This is a genomic window from Bacteroides cellulosilyticus, assembly GCF_020091405.1.
Classification (GTDB): domain Bacteria; phylum Bacteroidota; class Bacteroidia; order Bacteroidales; family Bacteroidaceae; genus Bacteroides.
Genome location: NZ_CP081903.1, coordinates 3,229,761 through 3,251,342, shown reverse-complemented (window position 1 = coordinate 3,251,342; position 21,582 = coordinate 3,229,761). Strand labels below are relative to the sequence as shown.

Genomic DNA, 21,582 nt, shown 5'->3' with positions numbered 1-21,582 from the left:
CAATGGCAGACAACAATACCATATTAGAGAAACTCGAAGGGCTTGTTGCCCGCTTCGAAGAAGTATCGACGCTAATTACAGACCCGGCAGTGATTGCCGACCAGAAGCGTTACGTAAAACTCACCAAAGAGTACAAAGAGCTGGGCGACCTGATGGAGGCCCGCAAAGAATATATCCAGGTGCTGAGCGGCATCGAGGAAGCCAAAGAAATCATCTCCAATGAAACAGACCCGGAGATGCGGGAAATGGCACGCGAAGAATTGGATGCCTGTCAGGCACGCCAGCCGGAACTGGAAGAACATATCAAACTCCTCCTCGTACCTGCCGACCCACAGGACAGCAAGAACGCCATCCTCGAAATTCGTGGAGGTACAGGCGGTGACGAAGCCGCTATCTTTGCCGGAGACCTTTTCCGCATGTACACCAAATATTGCGAAACGAAAGGTTGGAGGATGGAAATATCCAGCGTCAACGAAGGCGCAGCAGGCGGATTCAAGGAAATCATTTGCAGCGTTACGGGCGACAATGTGTACGGAACATTGAAATACGAATCGGGCGTACACCGCGTACAGCGTGTTCCGGCTACTGAAACTCAGGGGCGCGTGCATACTTCCGCCGCATCCGTAGCCGTGCTGCCCGAAGCAGAAGAGTTCGATGTAGTGATCAATGAAGGCGAAATCAAATGGGATACTTTCCGAAGTGGCGGTGCCGGCGGACAGAACGTAAATAAAGTTGAGTCCGGTGTACGTCTGCGCTATGTATGGAGAAATCCGAACACCGGCGCTTCCGAAGAAATCCTGATTGAGTGTACCGAAACACGCGACCAACCGAAGAATAAAGAGCGTGCCCTCTCACGTCTGCGTACCTTTATTTACGACAAGGAACATCAGAAATATCTGGACGATATTGCCTCCAAGCGAAAGACAATGGTATCTACCGGAGACCGCTCCGCTAAAATCCGTACCTACAACTATCCGCAAGGACGCATCACCGACCATCGTATCAACTATACCATCTATAACCTCTCCGCCTTTATGGACGGTGACATTCAGGACTGTATCAACCACTTGATTGTAGCGGAAAATGCAGAACGCCTGAAAGAAAGCGAACTGTAAACCAACAGGTTAAGAAGCAGAGCGAATGAAAGGACAGCTACTACATAAAGTATTTCATACCCTGACGGAAGCGTTTCAAAATTGCCTGAGGCGCTTTCCTTCTACAGTATGTTTTGTCCTTGCACTTACCGCTTATTTAGTCTATCTGGTAGCTACCGACCTGGATGATGACAGGAAGCTGGTGATGGTTTTGGGTTACTATTTTTCTATCGGTACGTTGCTCTCACTCACTCTCCACCTGTGGAGCGAAGAGATAAAGAGCAAGATAAAAGGAGTGATCGTACATATAGTAATGCACGTATTGCTGATTGCCGATGCGGTGTACCTCTACAGCCTTTCACCGGAACAGTCGCTTACCGAAATAGGCATAGCCCACGGAGCCGCCATCCTGGCACTGTGGCTTTCGGCTTTCTTCCTTTCATTCATCAAAGAAAAGAATGATATTCCAAGCTGGAACTTCGCTTCATATACGGTTGGCGCTTTTGTCACGGCCAATGTAGTGGGGCTTATCATGAGCGGTGGAATCAGTCTGCTGGTGTTCTCGCTTCGCCAACTCTTCAACGTGGATGTAAGTTGGAATTGCTATCTATATATTCTTATTATATGTAGCGTATTGCTTCCGATGTTGCTCTTCCTTGGCATGTTGCCCAAAGATGAGCAAAAACATAACCGGGAGCCGCAACCATCGGAGTTCCTGAACGGCACGATACATTTTCTCTTTCTCCCGCTCATGGCAGGATACCTCCTCGTGCTTTATGTTTATGCAGCCCGCATTTTTATCAGTTGGGAACTGCCCACAGGCTGGGTATCCTGGCTCGTGGTAGCACTGATGGCAGGATGTATCGCCATTGAATTCGGGTTGTATCCCGTACGTATTCAGGAGAAGAAACCTATAAACGAATGGATTGCGCGCTGGTTGCCCGCTTTGGTATTGCCGATGCTGGTACTGATGACAATCGGCATTATACGCCGCTTCAACGATTACGGCGTCACCATCAATCGCCTTTACCTTATAACTCTCAACATCTGGTGCTACATTGTTTGTATCGGACTCGTCTTCACTAAAGCCCGGCGCATCAGTTGGATACCGATTTCGTTCTCCATCCTCTTTCTGCTAACTTCGGCACTGCCTGTTAATTATGCAAGTATCACACGGAATATCATGCGCAGCAGCGTAGAGAAAGAACTGAAACGCACTAATTTGAAACTGCCACTCACCCGTGAACAATACGATGACTGGATGGAATCGCTCCCGGCAGAAACGGCAGTGCAAGTAAACGACAAGTTCAGATATCTGCGCAACTGGTTCGGACGGAAAAGTATAGCCGACCTTGTGGATAAGGATGCCTCATTCTATTCTTCCAAAAATTACGGTACTACCGATACAACAGACGATTCCGCTTCCTTTGTATCATACAGCGGCAAGAGTTCCCATCAAGTCAGCATCCAGATACCGGACGGGTACCATCAGTTCATAGCCATACCGGATGGAGATATACAGGACAGATACTTCCACATACCATACGACTATCTGGAAACAGGAATACTGCCTGTTCCCCTTACCACTCAGACTAATAATAAGAGCGATACGATCTTCATTGACCTGAAAACAATGGAGGCACTTGATAATCACAAATATAATCAAATGCCCCCTACCCGATTTAAGTGTAATTCCGACAGATGCCTTTTCATGCTAACAAGTTTCTCTTTGGATTACAATAAGAAAAGGAAAGATGCTCTCAGGTTACGCATAGAAGGCTACTTATTCAAGAAATAACCAAACGAATTATAAACAGATTAAATAGATTCAGTAATGGATAAACAACAACTTTTTGAAAATATCAAGCGTAAGAAATCATTCCTCTGCGTAGGTCTGGATACAGACATCAAGAAAATCCCGGAACACTTGTTGAAAGAAGAAGATCCGATCTTCGCCTTCAATAAAGCCATCATCGACGCAACGGCTGACCTTTGCATTGCCTACAAACCGAACCTCGCTTTCTATGAGAGCATGGGTGTGAAAGGCTGGATTGCTTTTGAAAAGACTGTGAAATATATCAAGGAAAACTATCCCGACCAATTCATCATTGCCGATGCAAAACGTGGTGACATAGGAAATACCTCTGCCATGTATGCCCGCACATTCTTCGACGAACTGGACATCGACTCTGTAACCGTAGCTCCCTATATGGGTGAAGACAGTGTTACCCCGTTCCTGACTTACGAAGGCAAATGGGTAATCCTCCTGGCACTGACAAGCAACAAAGGTTCCCACGACTTCCAGTTGACGGAAGATCCCAACGGCGAACGTCTTTTCGAAAAAGTACTGCGCAAATCTCAGGAATGGGCTAACAACGGACAGATGATGTACGTGGTAGGTGCTACACAAGGCCGTGCTTTCGAAGATATCCGCAAAATTGTTCCTAACCACTTCCTGCTTGTGCCGGGTGTAGGTGCACAGGGTGGCTCACTGGAAGAAGTCTGTAAGTATGGCATGAACTCCACTTGTGGACTGATTGTAAACTCCAGCCGTGGCATCATTTATGTGGATAAGACTGAAAAATTTGCAGAAGCTGCACGCAACGCCGCAAAGGAAGTGCAACAGCAGATGGCGGAACAGTTGAAGGGAGTGATTAACGCCTAATCACTTATCACTTACCCTTAATCACTAACAACGTGTTCGAACGAAAGATCATTAACGACCCGGTGTTCGGGTTCATCAATATCCCGAAGGGGTTGCTGTACGACATCGTGCGGCATCCCCTTTTGCAGCGTTTAAACCGCATCAAGCAACTGGGCTTGTCGTCTGTGGTTTATCCCGGTGCACAGCACACGCGCTTTCAACATTCGCTGGGTGCTTTCCATTTGACGAGCGAAGCTATCCAGCACCTCACTAGCAAAGGGAACTTCATCTTCGACAGTGAAGCCGAAGCAGTGCAGGCGGCCATTCTGATGCATGATATCGGACACGGTCCTTTCTCTCATGTACTGGAAGACACCATTGTACAGGGTGTATCTCACGAGGATATCTCCCTCATGCTGATGGAACGTATCAACAAAGAAATGAACGGGCAACTCACACTTGCCATCCAGATATTCAAGGACGAATACCCCAAGAAGTTCCTGCACCAACTGGTCAGCGGACAACTCGACATGGACCGTATGGACTACCTTCGCCGCGACAGTTTCTATACCGGCGTAACAGAAGGTAACATCGGCTCGGCACGCATCATCAAGATGCTCGATGTGAAAGAAGACCATCTCGTGGTAGAATCCAAAGGCATCTATTCCATTGAGAACTTCCTCACGGCCCGCCGCTTGATGTACTGGCAGGTATATCTGCACAAAACGTCCGTGGCATACGAGAAAATGCTCATCAGCGCCCTGCTCCGTGCCAAAGAATTAGCAAGTAAAGGTGTAGAATTATTTGCTTCACCGGCATTGCGTTTTTTCCTTTACAATGACATCAACAAGGAAACTTTCTATAACAATCCGGAGTGTCTGGAGAACTTTATCCAACTGGACGACAATGATATATGGACCGCATTAAAGGTCTGGAGCACCCACAACGACAAGGTTCTGTCCACATTGAGCCTCGGTATGATCAACCGTAATATCTTTAAAGTGGAAATTTCTACCGAACCAATATGTGAAGAAAGAAAAAAAGAGTTAACTTTGCAAATCAGTCAGCAACTGGACATACCCCTCTCTGAAGCGAGCTATTTCGTCTCTACCCCCAGCATCGAGAAGAATATGTACGACCCGGCAGACGATAGTATTGATATCCTTTATAAAGACGGAAGTATTAAGAATATTGCTGAAGCATCGGACATGCTCAATATTTCCCTATTGTCTAAGAAGGTAAAAAAATACTATCTTTGCTACCAACGTTTGCATAGGTAAGTATAAAATATTCACCCAAGGACAAGGAAATATAAAAAAAAAGTCCGTTATTTGTGATTTAAAACCATCTAACAAGAATAAGACAATGGAGTTCTCTGCTAAACAAATTGCAACATTTATCCAAGGAGAAATCGTTGGAGATGAGAATGCAACTGTACATACTTTTGCCAAGATAGAAGAAGGCATCCCCGGTGCTATATCGTTTCTGTCAAACCCCAAATATACATCTTATATCTACGAGACCCAAGCCAGTATTGTATTGGTAAACAAGGACTTCGTTCCTGAACAGGAAATAAAAGCTACTTTAATAAAAGTAGATAACGCCTACGAAAGTTTGGCTAAACTGCTCAATCTTTACGAACAGAGTAAGCCCAAACGCGTGGGTATCGATCCGTTGGCTTTCGTTGCTGAGACCGCGAAAATCGGCAAGGATGTTTACATTGCGCCCTTCGCTTGCATTGGTGAATACGCAGAAGTGGGAGACAATACAATGATACATCCGCATGCGACTATCGGTAGCGGTGCTAAAATAGGCAATGACTGTGTCATATACGCCAGCGCAACCGTCTACCATGACTGCCGGATAGGCAATCATTGTGTTCTGCACTCCGGTAGCGTGATCGGTGCAGACGGCTTCGGCTTCGCTCCCACCCCTGAAGGGTATGAGAAGATCCCCCAAATAGGTATTGTAATACTGGAAGATAATGTAGAGATAGGCGCAAACACTTGTGTAGACCGTGCTACAATGGGAGCAACCATCGTGCACAAAGGCGTAAAGCTGGATAACCTGATACAGGTAGCGCACAATGACGAAATAGGTGCACATACTGTTATGGCAGCACAAGTAGGCATAGCAGGTTCCACTAAAATAGGTGAATGGTGCATGTTCGGCGGTCAGGTAGGCATTGCAGGACACAGCCACATCGGTAATAAAGTAAGCCTCGGCGCCCAGTCGGGCATACCGGGCGATTTAAAAGACGGCAGCCAGCTGATTGGTACACCTCCAATGGAGTTGAAACAATATTTCAAAGCGTCCATAGCTCAACGGAGCCTACCTGAGATGTTGAAGGAAATCCGCCAGCTCCGTAAAGAACTGAATGAATTAAAACAACAAATAAATAAGTAACAAATGTTGAAACAAAAGACTCTGAAAGACAGTTTTTCCCTCAGTGGTAAAGGCCTTCACACGGGACTTGACCTGACCGTTACTTTCAATCCTGCTCCGGACAACCACGGATATAAAATCCAGCGTATCGACGTGGAGGGACAACCTACCATTGATGCGGTTGCGGACAACGTGACTGAAACCACTCGCGGCACCGTTCTTTCCAAGAATGGTGTGAAGGTTAGCACTGTAGAGCACGGCATGGCAGCCCTTTATGCCTTAGGCATAGACAACTGCCTGATACAAGTCAACGGTCCTGAGTTTCCCATTCTGGACGGTAGCGCCCAATATTATGCACAAGAAATAGAGCGCGTAGGTACAGAAGAACAAAATGCCGTTAAAGATTTCTATATCATCAAGTCAAAAATCGAGTTTCGCGATGAAAAGACCGGTTCTTCCATTATCGTGTTGCCCGACGAGAACTTCAGTCTGAATGTACTGGTATCTTACGACTCGACCATCATTCCCAATCAGTTTGCAACGCTGGAGGATATGTCGAAATTCCAAGATGAAGTAGCCGGCAGCCGTACATTCGTATTCGTACGCGAGATCGAGCCACTGTTGCAGGCTGGTCTTATCAAAGGCGGCGATTTGGACAATGCCATCGTTATCTACGAACGAGAAATGTCTCAGGAAGACTTCGATAAGTTGGCCGACGTAATGGGAGTTCCCCACATGGATGCCAAGCAACTGGGTTACATCAATCACAAACCTTTGGTATGGGCCAATGAATGTGCCCGTCACAAATTGCTCGACGTAATTGGCGACTTAGCTTTGATAGGCAAGCCTATCAAGGGACGTATCATCGCTACACGTCCGGGACATACCATTAATAATAAGTTCGCCCGCCAGATGCGTAAGGAAATCCGCCTGCACGATATACAGGCTCCGACTTACGACTGCAACCGCGAACCCGTCATGGATGTAAACCGTATCCGCGAACTGTTGCCACACCGTTACCCATTCCAATTGGTAGACAAGGTGATTGAAATAGGTGCCAATTATATTGTAGGCGTGAAGAATATCACTGCCAACGAGCCTTTCTTCCAGGGGCACTTCCCACAGGAACCGGTAATGCCGGGTGTGTTGCAGGTTGAAGCTATGGCACAGGTAGGCGGTCTGCTTGTATTGAACTCTGTAGACGAACCCGACCGCTACTCCACCTACTTCATGAAAATAGATGGTGTGAAGTTCCGTCAGAAGGTAGTGCCAGGTGACACCCTTATCTTCCGCGTAGAATTGCTTGTACCTATCCGCCGTGGCATTTCCACGATGAAAGGCTATGCGTTCGTAGGCGAGAAAGTGGTTTGCGAGGCAGAGTTTATGGCACAAATAGTTAAGAACAAGTAAAAGGATTTATGATTTAAGATTTATTCGTGACTAATTATAAGTGCGAATATCTCATAAATTATAAATCATAAATCATAAATCAGCATGATAAGTCCCTTAGCGTATATTCATCCCGAGGCAAAAATCGGGGAAAACGTAGAGATTGCTCCTTTTGTATTCATTGACAAGAATGTGGTAATCGGCGATAACAACAAGATTATGGCAAATGCCAACATTCTGTACGGTTCACGTATCGGCAATGGAAATACGATTTTTCCGGGAGCTGTTATCGGTGCCATCCCTCAGGACCTGAAATTTCAGGGAGAAGAGAGTACCGCTGAAGTCGGTAACAACAATACCATTCGTGAAAATGTTACCATCAATCGTGGTACGGCTGCCAAAGGTAGAACCATTATCGGTAACAATAACCTGTTGATGGAAGGTGTACACGTAGCTCATGATGCCCTTGTCGGTAATTACTGCATCATTGGTAACTCTACCAAAATGGCAGGTGAGATTGTGATAGACGATTTCTCCATTATCAGTGCCAATGTATTGATGCATCAATTCTGCCGTGTAGGCGGATATGGCATGATACAAGGCGGTTGCCGTTTCAGTAAGGATATTCCGCCATACATCATTGCAGGCCGGGAACCGATTGCTTACAGCGGTATCAACATTATCGGGTTGCGTCGTCGCGGATTCTCCAATGAAACCATTGAGAATATACACAACGCATACCGTATCATTTATCAAAGTGGATTGAACACTTCAGACGCATTAAAGAAAATAGAAGAAGAAATTCCGACGAGCCCGGAAATCGAATACATTGTCAGTTTCATCCGTGACTCCGAACGTGGTATTATTAGGTGATAAAACGATAAAGTAATTAGAATATGATATACAGATTTACACTTATCTCCGATGAAGTGGACGACTTCGTAAGAGAAATACAAATTGACCCGGAAGCTACATTCTACGACTTCCATGAGGCTATAGTGAAGTCAGTAGGCTATACTAACGACCAGATGACTTCTTTCTTCATCTGTGATGATGATTGGGAAAAAGAAAAGGAAATTACACTGGAAGAGATGGATGACAATCCGGAGATGGACAGTTGGGTAATGAAAGACACCACTATCAGCGAACTGATAGAAGATGAAAAGCAGAAGCTACTCTATGTGTTCGACTACATGACAGAACGCTGTTTCTTCATTGAACTCTCCGAGATCATTACCGGAAAAGAAATGAAAGGTGCCAAGTGTACCAAGAAGGAAGGTGATGCTCCGAAACAGACAATTGACTTCGAAGAAATGGCAGCCAACAGCGGATCGCTTGATCTGGATGAAAACTTCTATGGAGATCAGGACTTTGATCTGGAAGAATTCGACCAGGAAGGTTTCGACATGGGCGGAGGCGAAGGTGGCGCAGCACCGTTCGAGGAAGAAAAGTTCTAATATTATTTAAAATTTTTCATCCGCAGATAACGCGGATAACACAGATTTGAAAGACTTAAGCCTAGAAGAGATCTGCGTTATCCGCGTTATCTGCAGATGGGAAATGATTCTCTAAATACCATTTCCTTATGAAAACCCTGATAGTGCTTATTGGACCGACCGGAGTCGGAAAGACCGAACTCAGCCTGCGGCTGGCAGAGCATTACCAAACTTGCATCGTTTCCGCAGACTCCCGGCAACTCTATGCCGACTTGAAAATAGGGACGGCAGCCCCTACCCCCGAGCAACTGCAACGCGTGAAACATTACCTTGTAGGAACCTTGCAACTCACCGATTATTACAGTGCCGCCCAATATGAAGCGGAGGTACTGAAACTTCTGGAAACCTTATTTACCGAACAGGATACAGTATTGCTTACCGGTGGCTCTATGATGTATGTGGATGCCGTTTGCAAAGGCATTGACGATATTCCGACCGTAGATGCTGAAACACGCCAGGTGATGCTACATAAGTATGAAACGGAAGGTCTGGAAAGATTGTGCGCAGAGCTAAAGTTACTCGATCCGGAATACTACAAAATAGTAGACCTGAAGAATCCTAAACGCGTAATCCATGCACTGGAGATATGCTATATGACAGGGAAGACCTACACCTCATTCCGTACACAACAGAAAAAAGAACGCCCCTTCCGCATCATCAAAATAGGATTGACGCGCGACCGGGAAGAACTTTACGACCGCATTAACCGGCGGGTAGAGATTATGATAGAGGATGGCTTGGAAGAAGAAGCCAGAAAGGTATATCCTTATCGGGCACTTAATTCATTGAATACGGTAGGTTATAAAGAGATGTTCAAATATCTCGACGGAGAATGGACCTTGCCTTTTGCCATAGAGAAAATCCAACAGAACTCCCGCATCTATTCGCGCAAGCAGATGACATGGTTCAAAAGAGATGAAGAAATCCGTTGGTTCCATCCGGAACAAGAAACGGAGATACTGGCGTACCTCCGTTCGATAATGTAAATTCTATTCTGATTCCAGTAAACTCTGATAAATCATTCTGATGGATGATTCCAGTTCGTCATACAGCTTCGGTATTGCTTGTGTATCGAGGCTTCCTTTTTTATACCACTCTTCCAGCAATGGCTTCGTCGTGCGGAAGACTTCATCTTCTACCGCAGTAATCGCTGTCATATAACCGTCACCTTTCTCAGGACTATATAACCTCTCCCAATTCAGATAACGTCCAGTACCCATTCCCTGCTTATAGCTGAAAACTCTGTCTGCCAAACGAAGTGACCAATCACTGAGCGGAGCTGCCTCATGTTCTTTGCCGAAACGTACCATTCCGGGAAGAAGTTTACCGGCATCTTTCACCCACAACGGAACAGCTATACCGGTAGGAGGATACCCTAACAGTGTCCACATAGTAGTCAGTTCGGCCTTCTCACCCGGTTTCACCCCTTGTACCACCACGGAACATGATGTACTGCTACGCGGAATGAAATCCTGATCTACAAACCAACCCGATGCCTGAGGACGATTATATGCCCCGCTACGCAAATCAATATCCAGCATACGGTTACGGAACGAACGCGATAAATCATTGAAAATAGACTGTGGGGTAATGCTACCCGTAGCCGAAGCTTTCATCAGTACCTGGTCTGCTTCCATATAGCGCACATAACCGGCACCCTCGTTCACCTTACCAGCAAAAGAAAAGTTGGTACGGACAATATAACCATAAGGAGCGTCCTTCGGGTTATTGGCATCATACATCACATATTTATGATAATCTACCTCAAACATAGCTGCCCCGCCTTGTGCATCGATTACACCAAAATTAGCTTCGATATCGCTGGGCTTGGAAATGGTATCCAGAAAATGACAGAAGTCCTCTACCGTTGCACAAACTTCGAGTGCACGATAAATAACACGCCCATTGGCTGCCCCCCGTTCTTCATCGCCCTTTACATCCACCAGATTATACGATTGTGTATTCATCAAAGCAAATCCTGAGGAATTAGTTCCCATCCATGCCTCTTTCAGATATGCATTGGCGCTATTTACTACAGCAATAAAGTTATACTTCTCGCCTTTCACATAATCAATATGGTTTCGCATAAAGTCCGTATCACGGTTTTTCCAAAGCAGGGGGCGACCGTCGGGCGTTACTTTACCCGATACAACAGCAGAAGTACAGGCTTGCACAGGAGCCGTGAATAAGACGATTGCTACCGCACACAGGATTAATAAGGATATTTGTTTTAACATAAGTCATCAGGTATTTCCCATTCCGTAATCTTTGATCATTCCACTCTTGACAATCACTTTTATTCATATTCTCCCCTTAGGAAAATCATTGGTTTAATATAAATTTCCAGTATTCCGTCTGCACCGGTCTTTACTTCCATTTGCTCAATACTCGTTTGATACGCAGTACTGGCCGGAACTTCTTTGCCGTCAATATAGTAACGTGCATTCCTCCTGTCTACTCCCTTTGGCTTGAGAAAATCATCTATTTTCTTAATGTTTTTTTCCTCCTTTACCTGTTGTGGAGTTTTCAACTTCAGAATAATGACCCCATTTATTCCACGTGTGCCATAAATGGCAGTGGCTGAAGCATCTTTCAAAACTTCAAGACTTTCAATATGCGCGGGGTTCAATGCTGCAAAAATCTCATAGGGAAGTTCCATTCCATTTACAATAAATAAAGGCTCATCAGATGGAATAGGAATGCGATCTCTAATAACCAATGTACCGCCTTTCTTCGGAGACTGCGGCACAATCGTGTCATTCTTCAAAGTATCTTTGAAAAGTACAAGCTCCTTTATAGAAGGGGCTTCAGCATAAATAGATATAGCGGCAGACATTACTAATAATAGAAATACTCCCCAAAAGAAGCTATATCCCTGGTGAATTTGTTTTCCTCGTCTCATAGCATTATCTTTTAAGTGATAGAATACTGAACCGTCTCAAACAAAAATACTTAAAAGTAATGATTTAAACAAAGAAATAAGAAACAAAGTTGATTATTCGGCTGATAATTCCTTTAATCTATCAAGCAAATAGGCCCGTTTACTCTCGCTTGTACCTTCTTCCCAATAACGGATAATACCTTTCTTATCTACCAACAACGTAGTTGGCGTGACCTGCACTTTAAACAGATTGAAGAAGAACAAGTCATCGGCAATATGGGTAAAGAGGAAGGGACGGTTTTCCACAATCTTCTTTATCTGATCCGCTGTGTTCCAAGTGGTAGAGAAATAAGTTACATCCGGACAGATTTTCATCCATTCGTTCAGGTCCGGCATTTCCTTGATACATGGTCTGCAACCGGTATGCCAATAGTTCAGAACAAAAGGCTTTCCAAGTATATCAGTTTTGGTCCAGACACGCCCTGTAGTATCCGTTACTTTAAAGTCTGGAAATGCTTTTCCCACCCATTCATCAAGAGTAACCGAATTGCTGGATATGCTTATCACCGGTTCCGTCCCCGAACGGGAGATTCTCAGAAGTTCTTCTCCTCCGGGTACTTCTTCTACCGGAATCCGATATTTGACAGCGTACTCCGGCAGAGTTTTTCCCTTAGGCAACCTAATCTCCAAAGCCATGTGTCCTTCGTCATCTTTCAGCATGACAAAGCGGTCTCCTTGCGCATTCCTGATTCCCGGTGGCATGCCATTAAAAAAATATCCGTTGATCAGGTAATATTTATCACTGGTAGTCTGGGCAGAGCAAAGCCCCGCCCACACAAACATCATAGAGAGAAACAAAAAGAGAGAATTTATTTTCATACTAAAATATACGTATTATTCGTCTTTTAAAGTAACCGTTACCTTCGGTGCGACTTTCACCTTAGCGGTCTTCATATTCACATAGGAAACTACTAACTTGTCCCCCTTTGCAGCAGGTATGACAAAGCGCCCATCCACATCAGTAACCGTTCCCATATTTGTTCCTTCAAGCAAAACAGTGGCACCAATGACAGGCTCTCCATCTTTATCCTGAACAACCCCTTCAACTCTCATTTCACCTTTGCCAGAAGCTTTCTCACCACCTTTGACGGTAAAATAAACATTCTCCTTGCCTTCACTAGTAACCATAGTGTATTTTCCTTTACTTTTCTTGGTAGTGATATAGATCTTCCCCCTATTTGCATCTTCTGCATTTTTCTCAATATTGATGCTCTCTATCTCATTGGGAGATACAACTTCATCCAATGCTTTACCGGACAATTCGATTTTTTCGCCGTCAACAAACACATCCACATCTGCCCAATCCGACCTTCTATTATTCAGATAAACCGCATTCACTCCGGGTACACTGACAGCAGAACTCTTGGTTGATAAAGTAATAGGCTTTTGCTCACTCCCCTTCAAGGTAATCAGGATGACACCGTTCTTTCCTTTTTCGCTATATAGGTCAGTAGCATCTTTACCTTTCAGAACAGTCATACTCTCTATTTTATTAGCATCCAAAGCGGACATTATCGAGGAGGTAACTTCTTTGCCATCCACAATATACAAAGGGGCATTTGCACCTAGAACAGAGAAACCTGTTGGCATTGAGTTCACCACTATCGAAGAGTTCACTTTCTTTCCCCCTTCCAGTTTAAACAACACCGGCATTGTATATTTCACTGCTACCGCCTGTCCCTTTTGCATACCCGGCTTCCACTTCGGCATCGACTTCACCAATCGGATGGCCTCAGCATCCAATTCTTTATCTACCGAACGGATAACTTTAGGTTCCGTCACATTTCCTTCTTTATCAACAACGAACTGCACCATAGCACGGCCTTGCGTACCGTTTTCCTTTGCAGATTCAGGATACTGCATATTCTTCTGAATGTATTCCAACGCAGCAGCCATTCCGCCACCGGGGAATTCCGGCATCTGTTCAACCACCTCATAAAGCGGAGTACCTTTCAGCTTGTCGGTCACCTCTGTAGGTATGTATTTCACTTCTACAGGTTTCGCCGTATCTTTCAATACTGTACTCATTTGTACTGCTTCCTCGGTAGTTTTTGCGGCTTTTGCTTCCACAATTGCTGTCAAATCATTAACTTTGACGGCAGAAATGTCGTGCAAACGAGAGAAGAGCAAGCTTGCTTGTTCTATCCCGAGTGCATCCGACATTCTTGAAATCTCTTCTGCGGTTTCCGAGATTTCAGGACGGGCAAAAGCAGTAACTGCAATAGCAGCTACCGGAAGTATATACAGATACTTCAACTTCGCCCACGGATTCGATTTTTCTTTTAACATCATAGTGATACGTTTTTTAAGTTTACTGTGATTAAAGCTGTTGGCCATAGAGTAGAGCCTTGTGCCGACAGCTTTTTTAATTAATAATAATTGGTATTGTTTCGCGTCAACGCCTTTTTCAATAACTGTTTCATCTGCCTCATACTCATGGATATTCTGCAGTTCCTGCTTCAATAGCCACGAAGCCGGATTGAACCATTGAAAAAAGATACAGATATCTGCCACCAGCAAATCCCATGAATGCCGGTTCTGTATATGAGCCAACTCATGAATAAGTATTTCCCGCCCGTTCTCATCCAAGTCTTTCTGCGAGATAACGATATACTTCATCCAACTGAACGGAGCTATATCACGGTCGTGTACAATCAGAATCACTTTCTCTTTGCCACCGGTGTATTTTTCAAGTTGCTCTTTCCTACCCGACCGCAGTAGTCCGCCTAACTTCAACAATGAATACCCATTTCGGAAGGCAAAGAACAAGATACCGACCAGATACACCAGCAGTGCTACTTGTATCCAGGTCACCGTCACTTCCTCTGCCTGCAACTCTGCCGTGCTTTCAGCATTCATCATATCTGCCAGCATCAGCCACTGCTCCAGAGTCATCATTGTTTGATGAACCTCTGTCTGTTTCTCCACAGTCACCTCCACCAGTGGCAAGAGGCACGACAGTAGCAATATGCTCAGCAATGCTATCCGGTTGAAACGATGAAACGTTTCGCGGCTCAACAATAAACGGTAGAACAGGTAGAACCCCACCAGACAAATCGATGACTTCAATATATAGACAAAGAAAATTCCCATATTGATGTACTATTTTATAATTTACTCAATTCTTTTTTTATCACTTCTGCTCCGGGGAAACCGGTAACTTTATATGCAATATTTCCTTCCCGGTCTACAATGAAATAAGTAGGTATTCCGGGATACTCATACAGTTTTCCCATAGCGGAACTCTGTTCATTGGTAATCCGGTAATGCATACCGTGAATATCAGGTATCGTGATTTTCCACTTTCCTTCGGGCGAAGATTCATCCGCCACATACACATACACCACATCTTTCAATTCTTCCTTAACCAGCTGTAAGCTCTTCATTGCCCTTATGCAGGGTCCACACCAGGTATTCCACATATCTATCAATACCACTTTTCCACGATAGGGGCGGGTGATAGTAGCTATAAGGTTATCTGCCGTAACTGCGGTATCCAGTTGGCAAATGGTATAACCGGTTTTCTTTGCACTCTCCGCAAGCAAATCTACTATTTTTTGATTCCGGATATTCAGAGCTTTCTTTATCTCCGTCTCGGCAATACTATCCAAAGTCAACAGTTGCTCCTCACTCAACGGCTTCATCCGGGCAAGAGCATCCCCTAAAGGCTTTGCACGCAAAATATCCTCCCAGATAGGCTCCGGTTCAAACTTTCCTTTAAAATCTCCGGTAGCCACACGGACAAAGTCCGGATAACTACCATAACGGATATTAGGCGAATGAATAAAATCCAGTTTCAGGATTTCATCATAATAGTTTTCATCCACTGTCATATCTGCCCGCTTCACCCCTTTCTTTCCGCTAATCATCGGGGCATAACTGATGTTACTTTTATATCCCTTGATGGCAAAGAAATACGACATTTCCAGTTTAGTTATCAGGAAAATATGTGCAGCATCGCTCAACGACTTATTCCTTAATATGTCCTCACGATATTTTTCGTAAATCTTAGTCACATATTTCTTATACTGATTAGGAGTAATTCCACAGATATTTTCATAGAAATTATCGGCACTGTAGATATTCATCAATGAGCCATATTTAGCCAGTTCCGTATTCAATCCGGCATAAGTCCCCTCAAACCAAACAAGTTGTCCATTCTCTTTCTTTTTGAACAGACGTGTCTCCGACCAAAAAATCGCCGGCAGATTCAAAGTCACTACAAGTTCACCACCCGGGACAAGAAATAATTCAAAACGCTTTTTCCCGACCCGTAAAGTTGCATCACCGGGCAACATCAGATTAGTCTCATAGCGGAAACTACCGTCTTCGGCTATTGGGATTGATTGTCCGAACACGTCAAAAAACAACCAGTCCGCACAATTAAAATTCAAAGTGGTTCCATATCTCGGATTATATCCCAATATCTGCCCGCGTATCACTGTCTTTCCATTCTTCAGTTCAGGCTCAGGCAAAGGCAGGGAGTAATCCAACTGCTGGTCCAGAAGTTTCTCAGGTACTCCGATAGCAGGCTTTTTCCCGTCCAGACGCACCCCGTATATACACCAACCCTTATCATCCGCATCCGGCATTTCCATGAAATCGAAACTTTCCGCATCCATAGGGAGTGGTTCAAATTTCAACGTCACGGACAACTCACCCGAAGCCGGCACTCGTGTCCACAATCCTTTAGAGAAGCCATCGCCACCCAAATATGCATATCTTTTTCCGGCAACCTGCAAAACCGTTGTCGAATCTATTCTCACATCGTCGCCCGAGATCGTGTATATTTTTGCATCCACCCACGTTGTATCCTTGCCCAACGTCACTTTCTCTATTTCAAGCTGGTTACTGCTAGCTGCCATGAAATAAGGTGCTTTCACTGTTTTCTTTGCCTGTAAACCTACGCAGACAGCTACCAGAACCAAACAAGTTATCGCAATGTTTTTCATAATCTCCGGCATTTAAAGTTACTATTTTGTTCCTTTCTCCACTTCGGCAATCAGTTGCTTCAGGTCGTCCAGCGAAATATCCTCCTCTTTTACCAAAGACGACACTGCACTGAGATACGAATTATTAAAGTACTTGCTGATTACCTTCTTCAACGTTCCTTTGCTGAAATCGTCCCTATTCACCACCGCATAATATTGGTACGTATTGCCATACGTCTTATGTGCCAGGAAACCTTTCTCTTCCAGGCCCCTTACAATCGTGGATAAAGTATTGAAATGCGGTTTCGGTTCTTCATAGAAAGCCAGCATCTCCTTCACAAACAGCGGACCTTTCTCCCAGAAAAATCCCATGATTTCTTCTTCTTTCGCAGTCAATCCTTTCATAGTCTTTATTTGTTTTCTGCAAATAACTAAAATATTTAGTTTATAAACTAATTTTTCTCGTTAAATAAGACTAAACAGAAAATACCTACAAATAGCGATTGCTATTTTCAGGAAAAATCCGTTCCTTTGCGCACGAATAAACAAAGAAAGAAAGGATAATCTGCAATGAATGAACCGCATAAGTATCGCGCCACAGACAAAATGAGCGACCTTATCTGTGATAACTACTCCTTATTAATGGTTATGAGCCGTTTTGGCCTCTCCCTGGGTTTTGGAGATAAAAGCGTGAAGGACGTTTGTGAAGCTCAAGGCGTAGACTACCGCACCTTTCTCGCAGTAGCCAATTTCATCAGTGAAGAACAATATGCCTATACCTATAGTGAGGATGAAGACGCTTTTTCCATCCCTGCACTTATGGACTATCTGAAACAGGCACACACTTATTTTCTTGATTTCAAGTTACCAGTCATTCGCCGTAAACTTATCGAGTCCATTGACTGCTCAGGCACTGACAACATAGCCTATCTCATTTTAAAATTCTTCGATGAATATGCCAAAGAAGTACGCCGTCATATGGAGTATGAAAACGAGGCTGTGTTTACCTATGTAGAAAAACTACTGGAAGGCAAGCTTGCCGAGAATTACGACATAGCAACCTTTGCCAGCAAACACAATCAGATAGAGACCAAGTTGACAGAGCTGAAAAATATCATCATTAAATATTATCCGGAAAAAGAGAATAACAACAAGCTCAACGCCGTTCTTTTCGATATCTTCAACTGCGAACATGACCTTGCTTCACACTGCCAGGTAGAAGACTACATGTTTGTTCCTGCTGTGGCACAATTGGAAAGGAGATTGAAAAATGAACAATAATGCCTCTTCTATAAAAATAGCAGTTGCGGAGACTTCAGTTATTATTCGTAGTGGGCTTACAGCAGTACTAAAGCGCTTGCCCAACCTGAATGTACATCCAATAGAAGTCTCTTCTCCGGAATCTCTGCAAAGCTACATCCACTTGAACACACCGGATATTCTCATTGTCAATCCAACCTTCGGCGGGTGGTTTGACATTGCTACATTCAAAGCGGAAAACGGCAAAGCGGAGACTAAATATCTCGCGCTTGTGTGTTCCGTCATTGATAGCAATTCATTAAAAGAGTACGATGACCATCTATCCATCTGTGACGACACAGAAACAATTGCCACGAAAATAAACCAATTGCTTTGCACTGAAGAAGAAGAGGAGAAAGAAAACGAGCAGGAAACGCTCAGCCAGCGTGAAAAAGAAATAATAACCTGCGTTGTGAAAGGCATGACCAATAAAGCCATTGCCGACCAACTTTACCTCTCCATCCACACTGTCATTACCCACCGTCGGAACATCGCCCGTAAACTGCAAATACATTCTCCGGCAGGTCTCACCATTTACGCTATTGTGAATAAGCTGGTGGAATTGCAGGATATCAAGGATAATCTATAAAAAGAGGGTACATTAGGAAGATTCCTAATATGCCCTCTGTTCTTCTACATATATGCGCTCTTCGCTACATATTCATTGCATTGGCTCCTAAAGCCCCCAATACAGCCGATGCTACGGCTATCACTATTTTCAAAATCTTATCCCAAGCTGTCTTTTTCATGTTAATTACTTTGTGTTTCAATGAATCTATCCCAGAGGATTTTCATCAAGTCCTCCTCCGCTGCCGGAATTTCCACCACCGCCATTATCCGGATCTTCTTCATCACCGGCAGAACCATTCACACCGGTCCACTTCTCAAATTCAACGCCCTGCCACAATGTACGGGTAGTTCCCAAAGCTGCCGGACGGGTATATTCGGGAGTAAACATGAAGTGCAGGGATGTCACCTGATTCGGATTTACATCTTTCTCATTATCTACCCCCTTGCCGCGTGTCCGCGCCATCACGGTAAATGTCCCCAGTCCATCCAGACGGACAGTACGGCTGTTCAATAACTGCATCCGCATCACCGACATCAGGTTTCTGATCACATTGTGCACATCACCCGGTGTTGCCGAACACTTTTCAGCCACCATCTCTCCCAACTGTTGCAAACTTACAGCCCTACCTATCTTCTTTAGTGTCAGGTGCCATTGCTTAACCCCATCTTTCGTTTTCAACTGCGATTGTCTCGCATAATACAATAAAGGCATAATCTTCCTCCTTTTACATTTTAATTCAACTTCGTTTTTATTTATTCTTGTGTTGATCAACGATGCAAAGGTGAGGATATATACACACATAAACAAAGAAAACAGCCCACCGGGAGCTGTTTCCTATCACTAATTTATAATCAGCTGATTCTAAACAGATTGATGCAATCTAAAGAACTTTTTCATAAAACAAATATAAACCAAGCCAAGTAGCAGAATAGTACATAGCAAAAATGCATAGCCATAATTTAGATATCTAATATATCCCATTATTATAACTGCTTGTGCTGCCATATAAATCAACGCTACCATCACATGAGACATATTCAATTCATTCGCCATCAACTGATACATGTGTTTCCGATGAGGCAAACCAATATTCTCATGAAGCATCAGACGATGAATGATAGTCAGGACACTATCGACACCATAAACGGATAACAGGATTATCCAGCTGAAATCTCCGGTCGTCAGAATTAGCTTACCTATCAAGAAAAGAAGAATAAAAGCGATACTAACCGAACCGACATCACCGGCAAAACATTTCGCTTTCTTGCGGAAATTGAAAAAGCAAAACACCAGGACAGAGCATAAAACAGTATTAATCAAAGCAGGCTCAATAAACGCCGTAATTTCAGCATTGATATAAGCCAAGGCTACTAAAACAACCAAGGAATAACCGCCGGTGATTCCATTGATGCCATCCATGAAATTATAAGCGTTAATAATACCGGTACAAATAATTAATGCTACGATTATCCACCACCAGGAAAGCGAAAACAATCCCCACTGGTAGAACATCAAGGCCATAGCGGAGAAATGGAATACTAATCTCAGACCTTGAGAAGTGGAACGGATATCATCCACAAAGCTGATGAATGTTATCAAAGTCAATGCCACCATAAACCAGGGATATTCCCAATGATTCGTCAGGAAATAGGCCAATGCACCGAAATAGAAGATGATCCCGCCGCCACGCAAAGTGACTTTCGTATGTGAACTACGCTCATTAGGCTTATCAATGATATTGCACTTATCAGCCAGCTTAAAATAAAAAAGTTCTGCTAAAAATAGCAGAACCAATATAATCAGGTAATACATAACAGTACTTTCCCTTTTAATTTTGAATTATTAATTTTTAATCTGAAAATGATCTTATCGTTTTCATAATCCCCTCAGCCGCACAAACAGGCATTTTCTCTATGCCAAGCGCAGACTTTATCTTTTCATTACTCACCACATAATTCTCCGTCAACTTCCGGAGGCGTTCAGTATTCAAGGGCAGATGGAGCAATGCCCCTAAACCGGCACAACCTTCCATCATCTTCCTGTTCATCTTCCAGATATGAGGTTCCTTACCCATAGCTTCACACATAAGGGCAATCAACTCATTCGTAGAAAGAGCTTCATCATCTCCCATATGGTAAATGCCACTTGCAATATCCTTTGTAAGCAGTCCCTCCACCACATAGCAAAGGTTATCAATCGAAGTAAACGAACGCTTATTCTCAAAATCACCCAAAGGCCAAGGAATGCCTTTCTTCACAACGTTATAAAGCAAATTCAGATTACCCTTATTACCCGGACCGTGAATCATACAAGGCCTCAATATATACACCTGCTTGTCATCATCGTGCAGCTTTAATTTTTCATTTTTAATTCTTAATTTCGAAAGAATGTAATTTTCAGCAGCTATCTTACTTTCCCCGTATGGTCCCACCGGCGTAGGTATCACATCCTCCCTCAACATATCTCCCACCACACTATCAGCAGCAGCTTTCACAGAACTAAAGAATATGAATTTCTTCGCTCTTGACTCCAAAAAGAAATCAAAAATCTTCCGTGTCAGTCCCGTATTGATATCAAAATATACCTGTGCCGCTGATTGATTCTTTGTATCATGGGCTTTACCGGCCAAATGAATGATGGCATCAAACTGGGGCAATTGTTGCATCGGAAAAGCAGTAGATTCAATATCTTTCCAAGAGAAAGTTTTCTCAACTCCCTCTTTCTCAGGTGCAATAATATCAAGTCCATAAAGGACATGATGCTCCTTTAAGGCAACAACAAGATTGGAACCCACGAAACCGTGAATTCCAGTAATAAGTATATTCATGAAAA

General features: G+C 43.9%; 21 protein-coding genes. 11 read left to right on the top strand and 10 right to left on the bottom strand.

Features of this window, described 5'->3' with window-relative positions; all coding sequences use genetic code 11:
• Window positions 1–2: 2 nt before the first annotated feature.
• From prfA to miaA, 9 genes are all read left to right on the top strand, one after another.
• Window positions 3–1,115: a peptide chain release factor 1 gene (gene prfA / locus K6V21_RS11705; RefSeq protein ID WP_224321878.1), complete on the top strand. Its 1,113-nt coding sequence runs from the start codon at window positions 3–5 to the stop codon at window positions 1,113–1,115.
• A 25-nt stretch (window positions 1,116–1,140) separates the two neighbouring features.
• Window positions 1,141–2,892 carry a DUF4153 domain-containing protein gene (locus tag K6V21_RS11700; RefSeq protein ID WP_224321877.1) on the top strand — a complete coding sequence of 584 codons (1,752 nt, stop codon included), beginning with the start codon at window positions 1,141–1,143 and terminating at the stop codon, window positions 2,890–2,892.
• Between the two features lie 36 nt (window positions 2,893–2,928).
• Entirely contained in the window at window positions 2,929–3,759 is an 831-nt protein-coding gene (gene pyrF, locus K6V21_RS11695) for an orotidine-5'-phosphate decarboxylase (RefSeq protein ID WP_224321876.1), read from the top strand.
• Between the two features lie 32 nt (window positions 3,760–3,791).
• The gene (locus tag K6V21_RS11690; RefSeq protein ID WP_224321875.1) at window positions 3,792–5,018 is read left to right on the top strand and encodes an HD domain-containing protein; all 1,227 of its coding nucleotides are present in this window, start codon (window positions 3,792–3,794) and stop codon (window positions 5,016–5,018) included.
• 85 nt (window positions 5,019–5,103) lie between these two features.
• Entirely contained in the window at window positions 5,104–6,144 is a 1,041-nt protein-coding gene (lpxD, locus tag K6V21_RS11685) for a UDP-3-O-(3-hydroxymyristoyl)glucosamine N-acyltransferase (RefSeq protein WP_217714137.1), read from the top strand.
• Window positions 6,145–6,147: 3 nt separating this feature from the next.
• Window positions 6,148–7,533, top strand: coding sequence for a bifunctional UDP-3-O-[3-hydroxymyristoyl] N-acetylglucosamine deacetylase/3-hydroxyacyl-ACP dehydratase (locus K6V21_RS11680; protein ID WP_217714138.1), 1,386 nt, complete (start codon window positions 6,148–6,150; stop codon window positions 7,531–7,533).
• A gap of 84 nt (window positions 7,534–7,617) precedes the next feature.
• Window positions 7,618–8,385 carry an acyl-ACP--UDP-N-acetylglucosamine O-acyltransferase gene (gene lpxA / locus K6V21_RS11675; protein ID WP_217714139.1) on the top strand — a complete coding sequence of 256 codons (768 nt, stop codon included), beginning with the start codon at window positions 7,618–7,620 and terminating at the stop codon, window positions 8,383–8,385.
• A 23-nt stretch (window positions 8,386–8,408) separates the two neighbouring features.
• Window positions 8,409–8,969, top strand: coding sequence for an IS1096 element passenger TnpR family protein (locus K6V21_RS11670; RefSeq protein ID WP_118461859.1), 561 nt, complete (start codon window positions 8,409–8,411; stop codon window positions 8,967–8,969).
• 128 nt (window positions 8,970–9,097) lie between these two features.
• A complete protein-coding gene (gene miaA / locus K6V21_RS11665; protein ID WP_217714140.1) occupies window positions 9,098–9,994 on the top strand; it encodes a tRNA (adenosine(37)-N6)-dimethylallyltransferase MiaA in 897 nt (298 codons plus the stop codon).
• A gap of 3 nt (window positions 9,995–9,997) precedes the next feature.
• Here miaA and K6V21_RS11660 read toward each other — a convergent pair whose 3' ends face one another.
• The 6 genes from K6V21_RS11660 to K6V21_RS11635 form a co-directional block, all read right to left on the bottom strand.
• Window positions 9,998–11,245 (bottom strand): carcinine hydrolase/isopenicillin-N N-acyltransferase family protein, encoded by a 1,248-nt coding sequence (locus tag K6V21_RS11660; RefSeq protein ID WP_224321874.1) that lies wholly within the window; start codon window positions 11,243–11,245, stop codon window positions 9,998–10,000.
• A gap of 59 nt (window positions 11,246–11,304) precedes the next feature.
• Window positions 11,305–11,910, bottom strand: coding sequence for a TonB-dependent receptor plug domain-containing protein (locus K6V21_RS11655; protein ID WP_224321873.1), 606 nt, complete (start codon window positions 11,908–11,910; stop codon window positions 11,305–11,307).
• A gap of 93 nt (window positions 11,911–12,003) precedes the next feature.
• Entirely contained in the window at window positions 12,004–12,768 is a 765-nt protein-coding gene (locus K6V21_RS11650; RefSeq protein WP_224321872.1) for a TlpA family protein disulfide reductase, read from the bottom strand.
• Between the two features lie 15 nt (window positions 12,769–12,783).
• Window positions 12,784–15,042, bottom strand: coding sequence for a M56 family metallopeptidase (locus K6V21_RS11645; protein WP_224321871.1), 2,259 nt, complete (start codon window positions 15,040–15,042; stop codon window positions 12,784–12,786).
• Between the two features lie 14 nt (window positions 15,043–15,056).
• Complete coding sequence (locus tag K6V21_RS11640) at window positions 15,057–16,901, bottom strand: TlpA family protein disulfide reductase (RefSeq protein ID WP_224321870.1); 1,845 nt, start codon at window positions 16,899–16,901, stop codon at window positions 15,057–15,059.
• A gap of 21 nt (window positions 16,902–16,922) precedes the next feature.
• Entirely contained in the window at window positions 16,923–17,285 is a 363-nt protein-coding gene (locus K6V21_RS11635) for a BlaI/MecI/CopY family transcriptional regulator (protein WP_217714146.1), read from the bottom strand.
• Window positions 17,286–17,450: 165 nt separating this feature from the next.
• On the opposite strand from K6V21_RS11635, the gene K6V21_RS11630 reads away from it, so the two are divergent.
• Window positions 17,451–18,161, top strand: a complete 711-nt coding sequence (locus K6V21_RS11630) for a hemerythrin domain-containing protein (RefSeq protein ID WP_217714147.1) — start codon at window positions 17,451–17,453, stop codon at window positions 18,159–18,161.
• Window positions 18,151–18,768 (top strand): response regulator transcription factor, encoded by a 618-nt coding sequence (locus K6V21_RS11625; RefSeq protein ID WP_224321869.1) that lies wholly within the window; start codon window positions 18,151–18,153, stop codon window positions 18,766–18,768. Before K6V21_RS11630 ends, K6V21_RS11625 begins: the two co-directional genes overlap by 11 nt.
• A 64-nt stretch (window positions 18,769–18,832) precedes the next feature.
• Here K6V21_RS11625 and K6V21_RS11620 read toward each other — a convergent pair whose 3' ends face one another.
• The 4 genes from K6V21_RS11620 to K6V21_RS11605 form a co-directional block, all read right to left on the bottom strand.
• On the bottom strand, window positions 18,833–18,928 hold the full coding sequence (locus tag K6V21_RS11620; RefSeq protein WP_224321868.1) for a smalltalk protein: 96 nt from the start codon (window positions 18,926–18,928) through the stop codon (window positions 18,833–18,835).
• Window positions 18,929–18,954: 26 nt separating this feature from the next.
• Window positions 18,955–19,461: an HU family DNA-binding protein gene (locus K6V21_RS11615; RefSeq protein ID WP_224321867.1), complete on the bottom strand. Its 507-nt coding sequence runs from the start codon at window positions 19,459–19,461 to the stop codon at window positions 18,955–18,957.
• A gap of 150 nt (window positions 19,462–19,611) precedes the next feature.
• Window positions 19,612–20,562: an MraY family glycosyltransferase gene (locus K6V21_RS11610; protein WP_224321866.1), complete on the bottom strand. Its 951-nt coding sequence runs from the start codon at window positions 20,560–20,562 to the stop codon at window positions 19,612–19,614.
• Window positions 20,563–20,599: 37 nt separating this feature from the next.
• Entirely contained in the window at window positions 20,600–21,577 is a 978-nt protein-coding gene (locus K6V21_RS11605) for an NAD-dependent epimerase/dehydratase family protein (protein ID WP_224321865.1), read from the bottom strand.
• Between the last annotated feature and the right edge of the window lie 5 nt (window positions 21,578–21,582).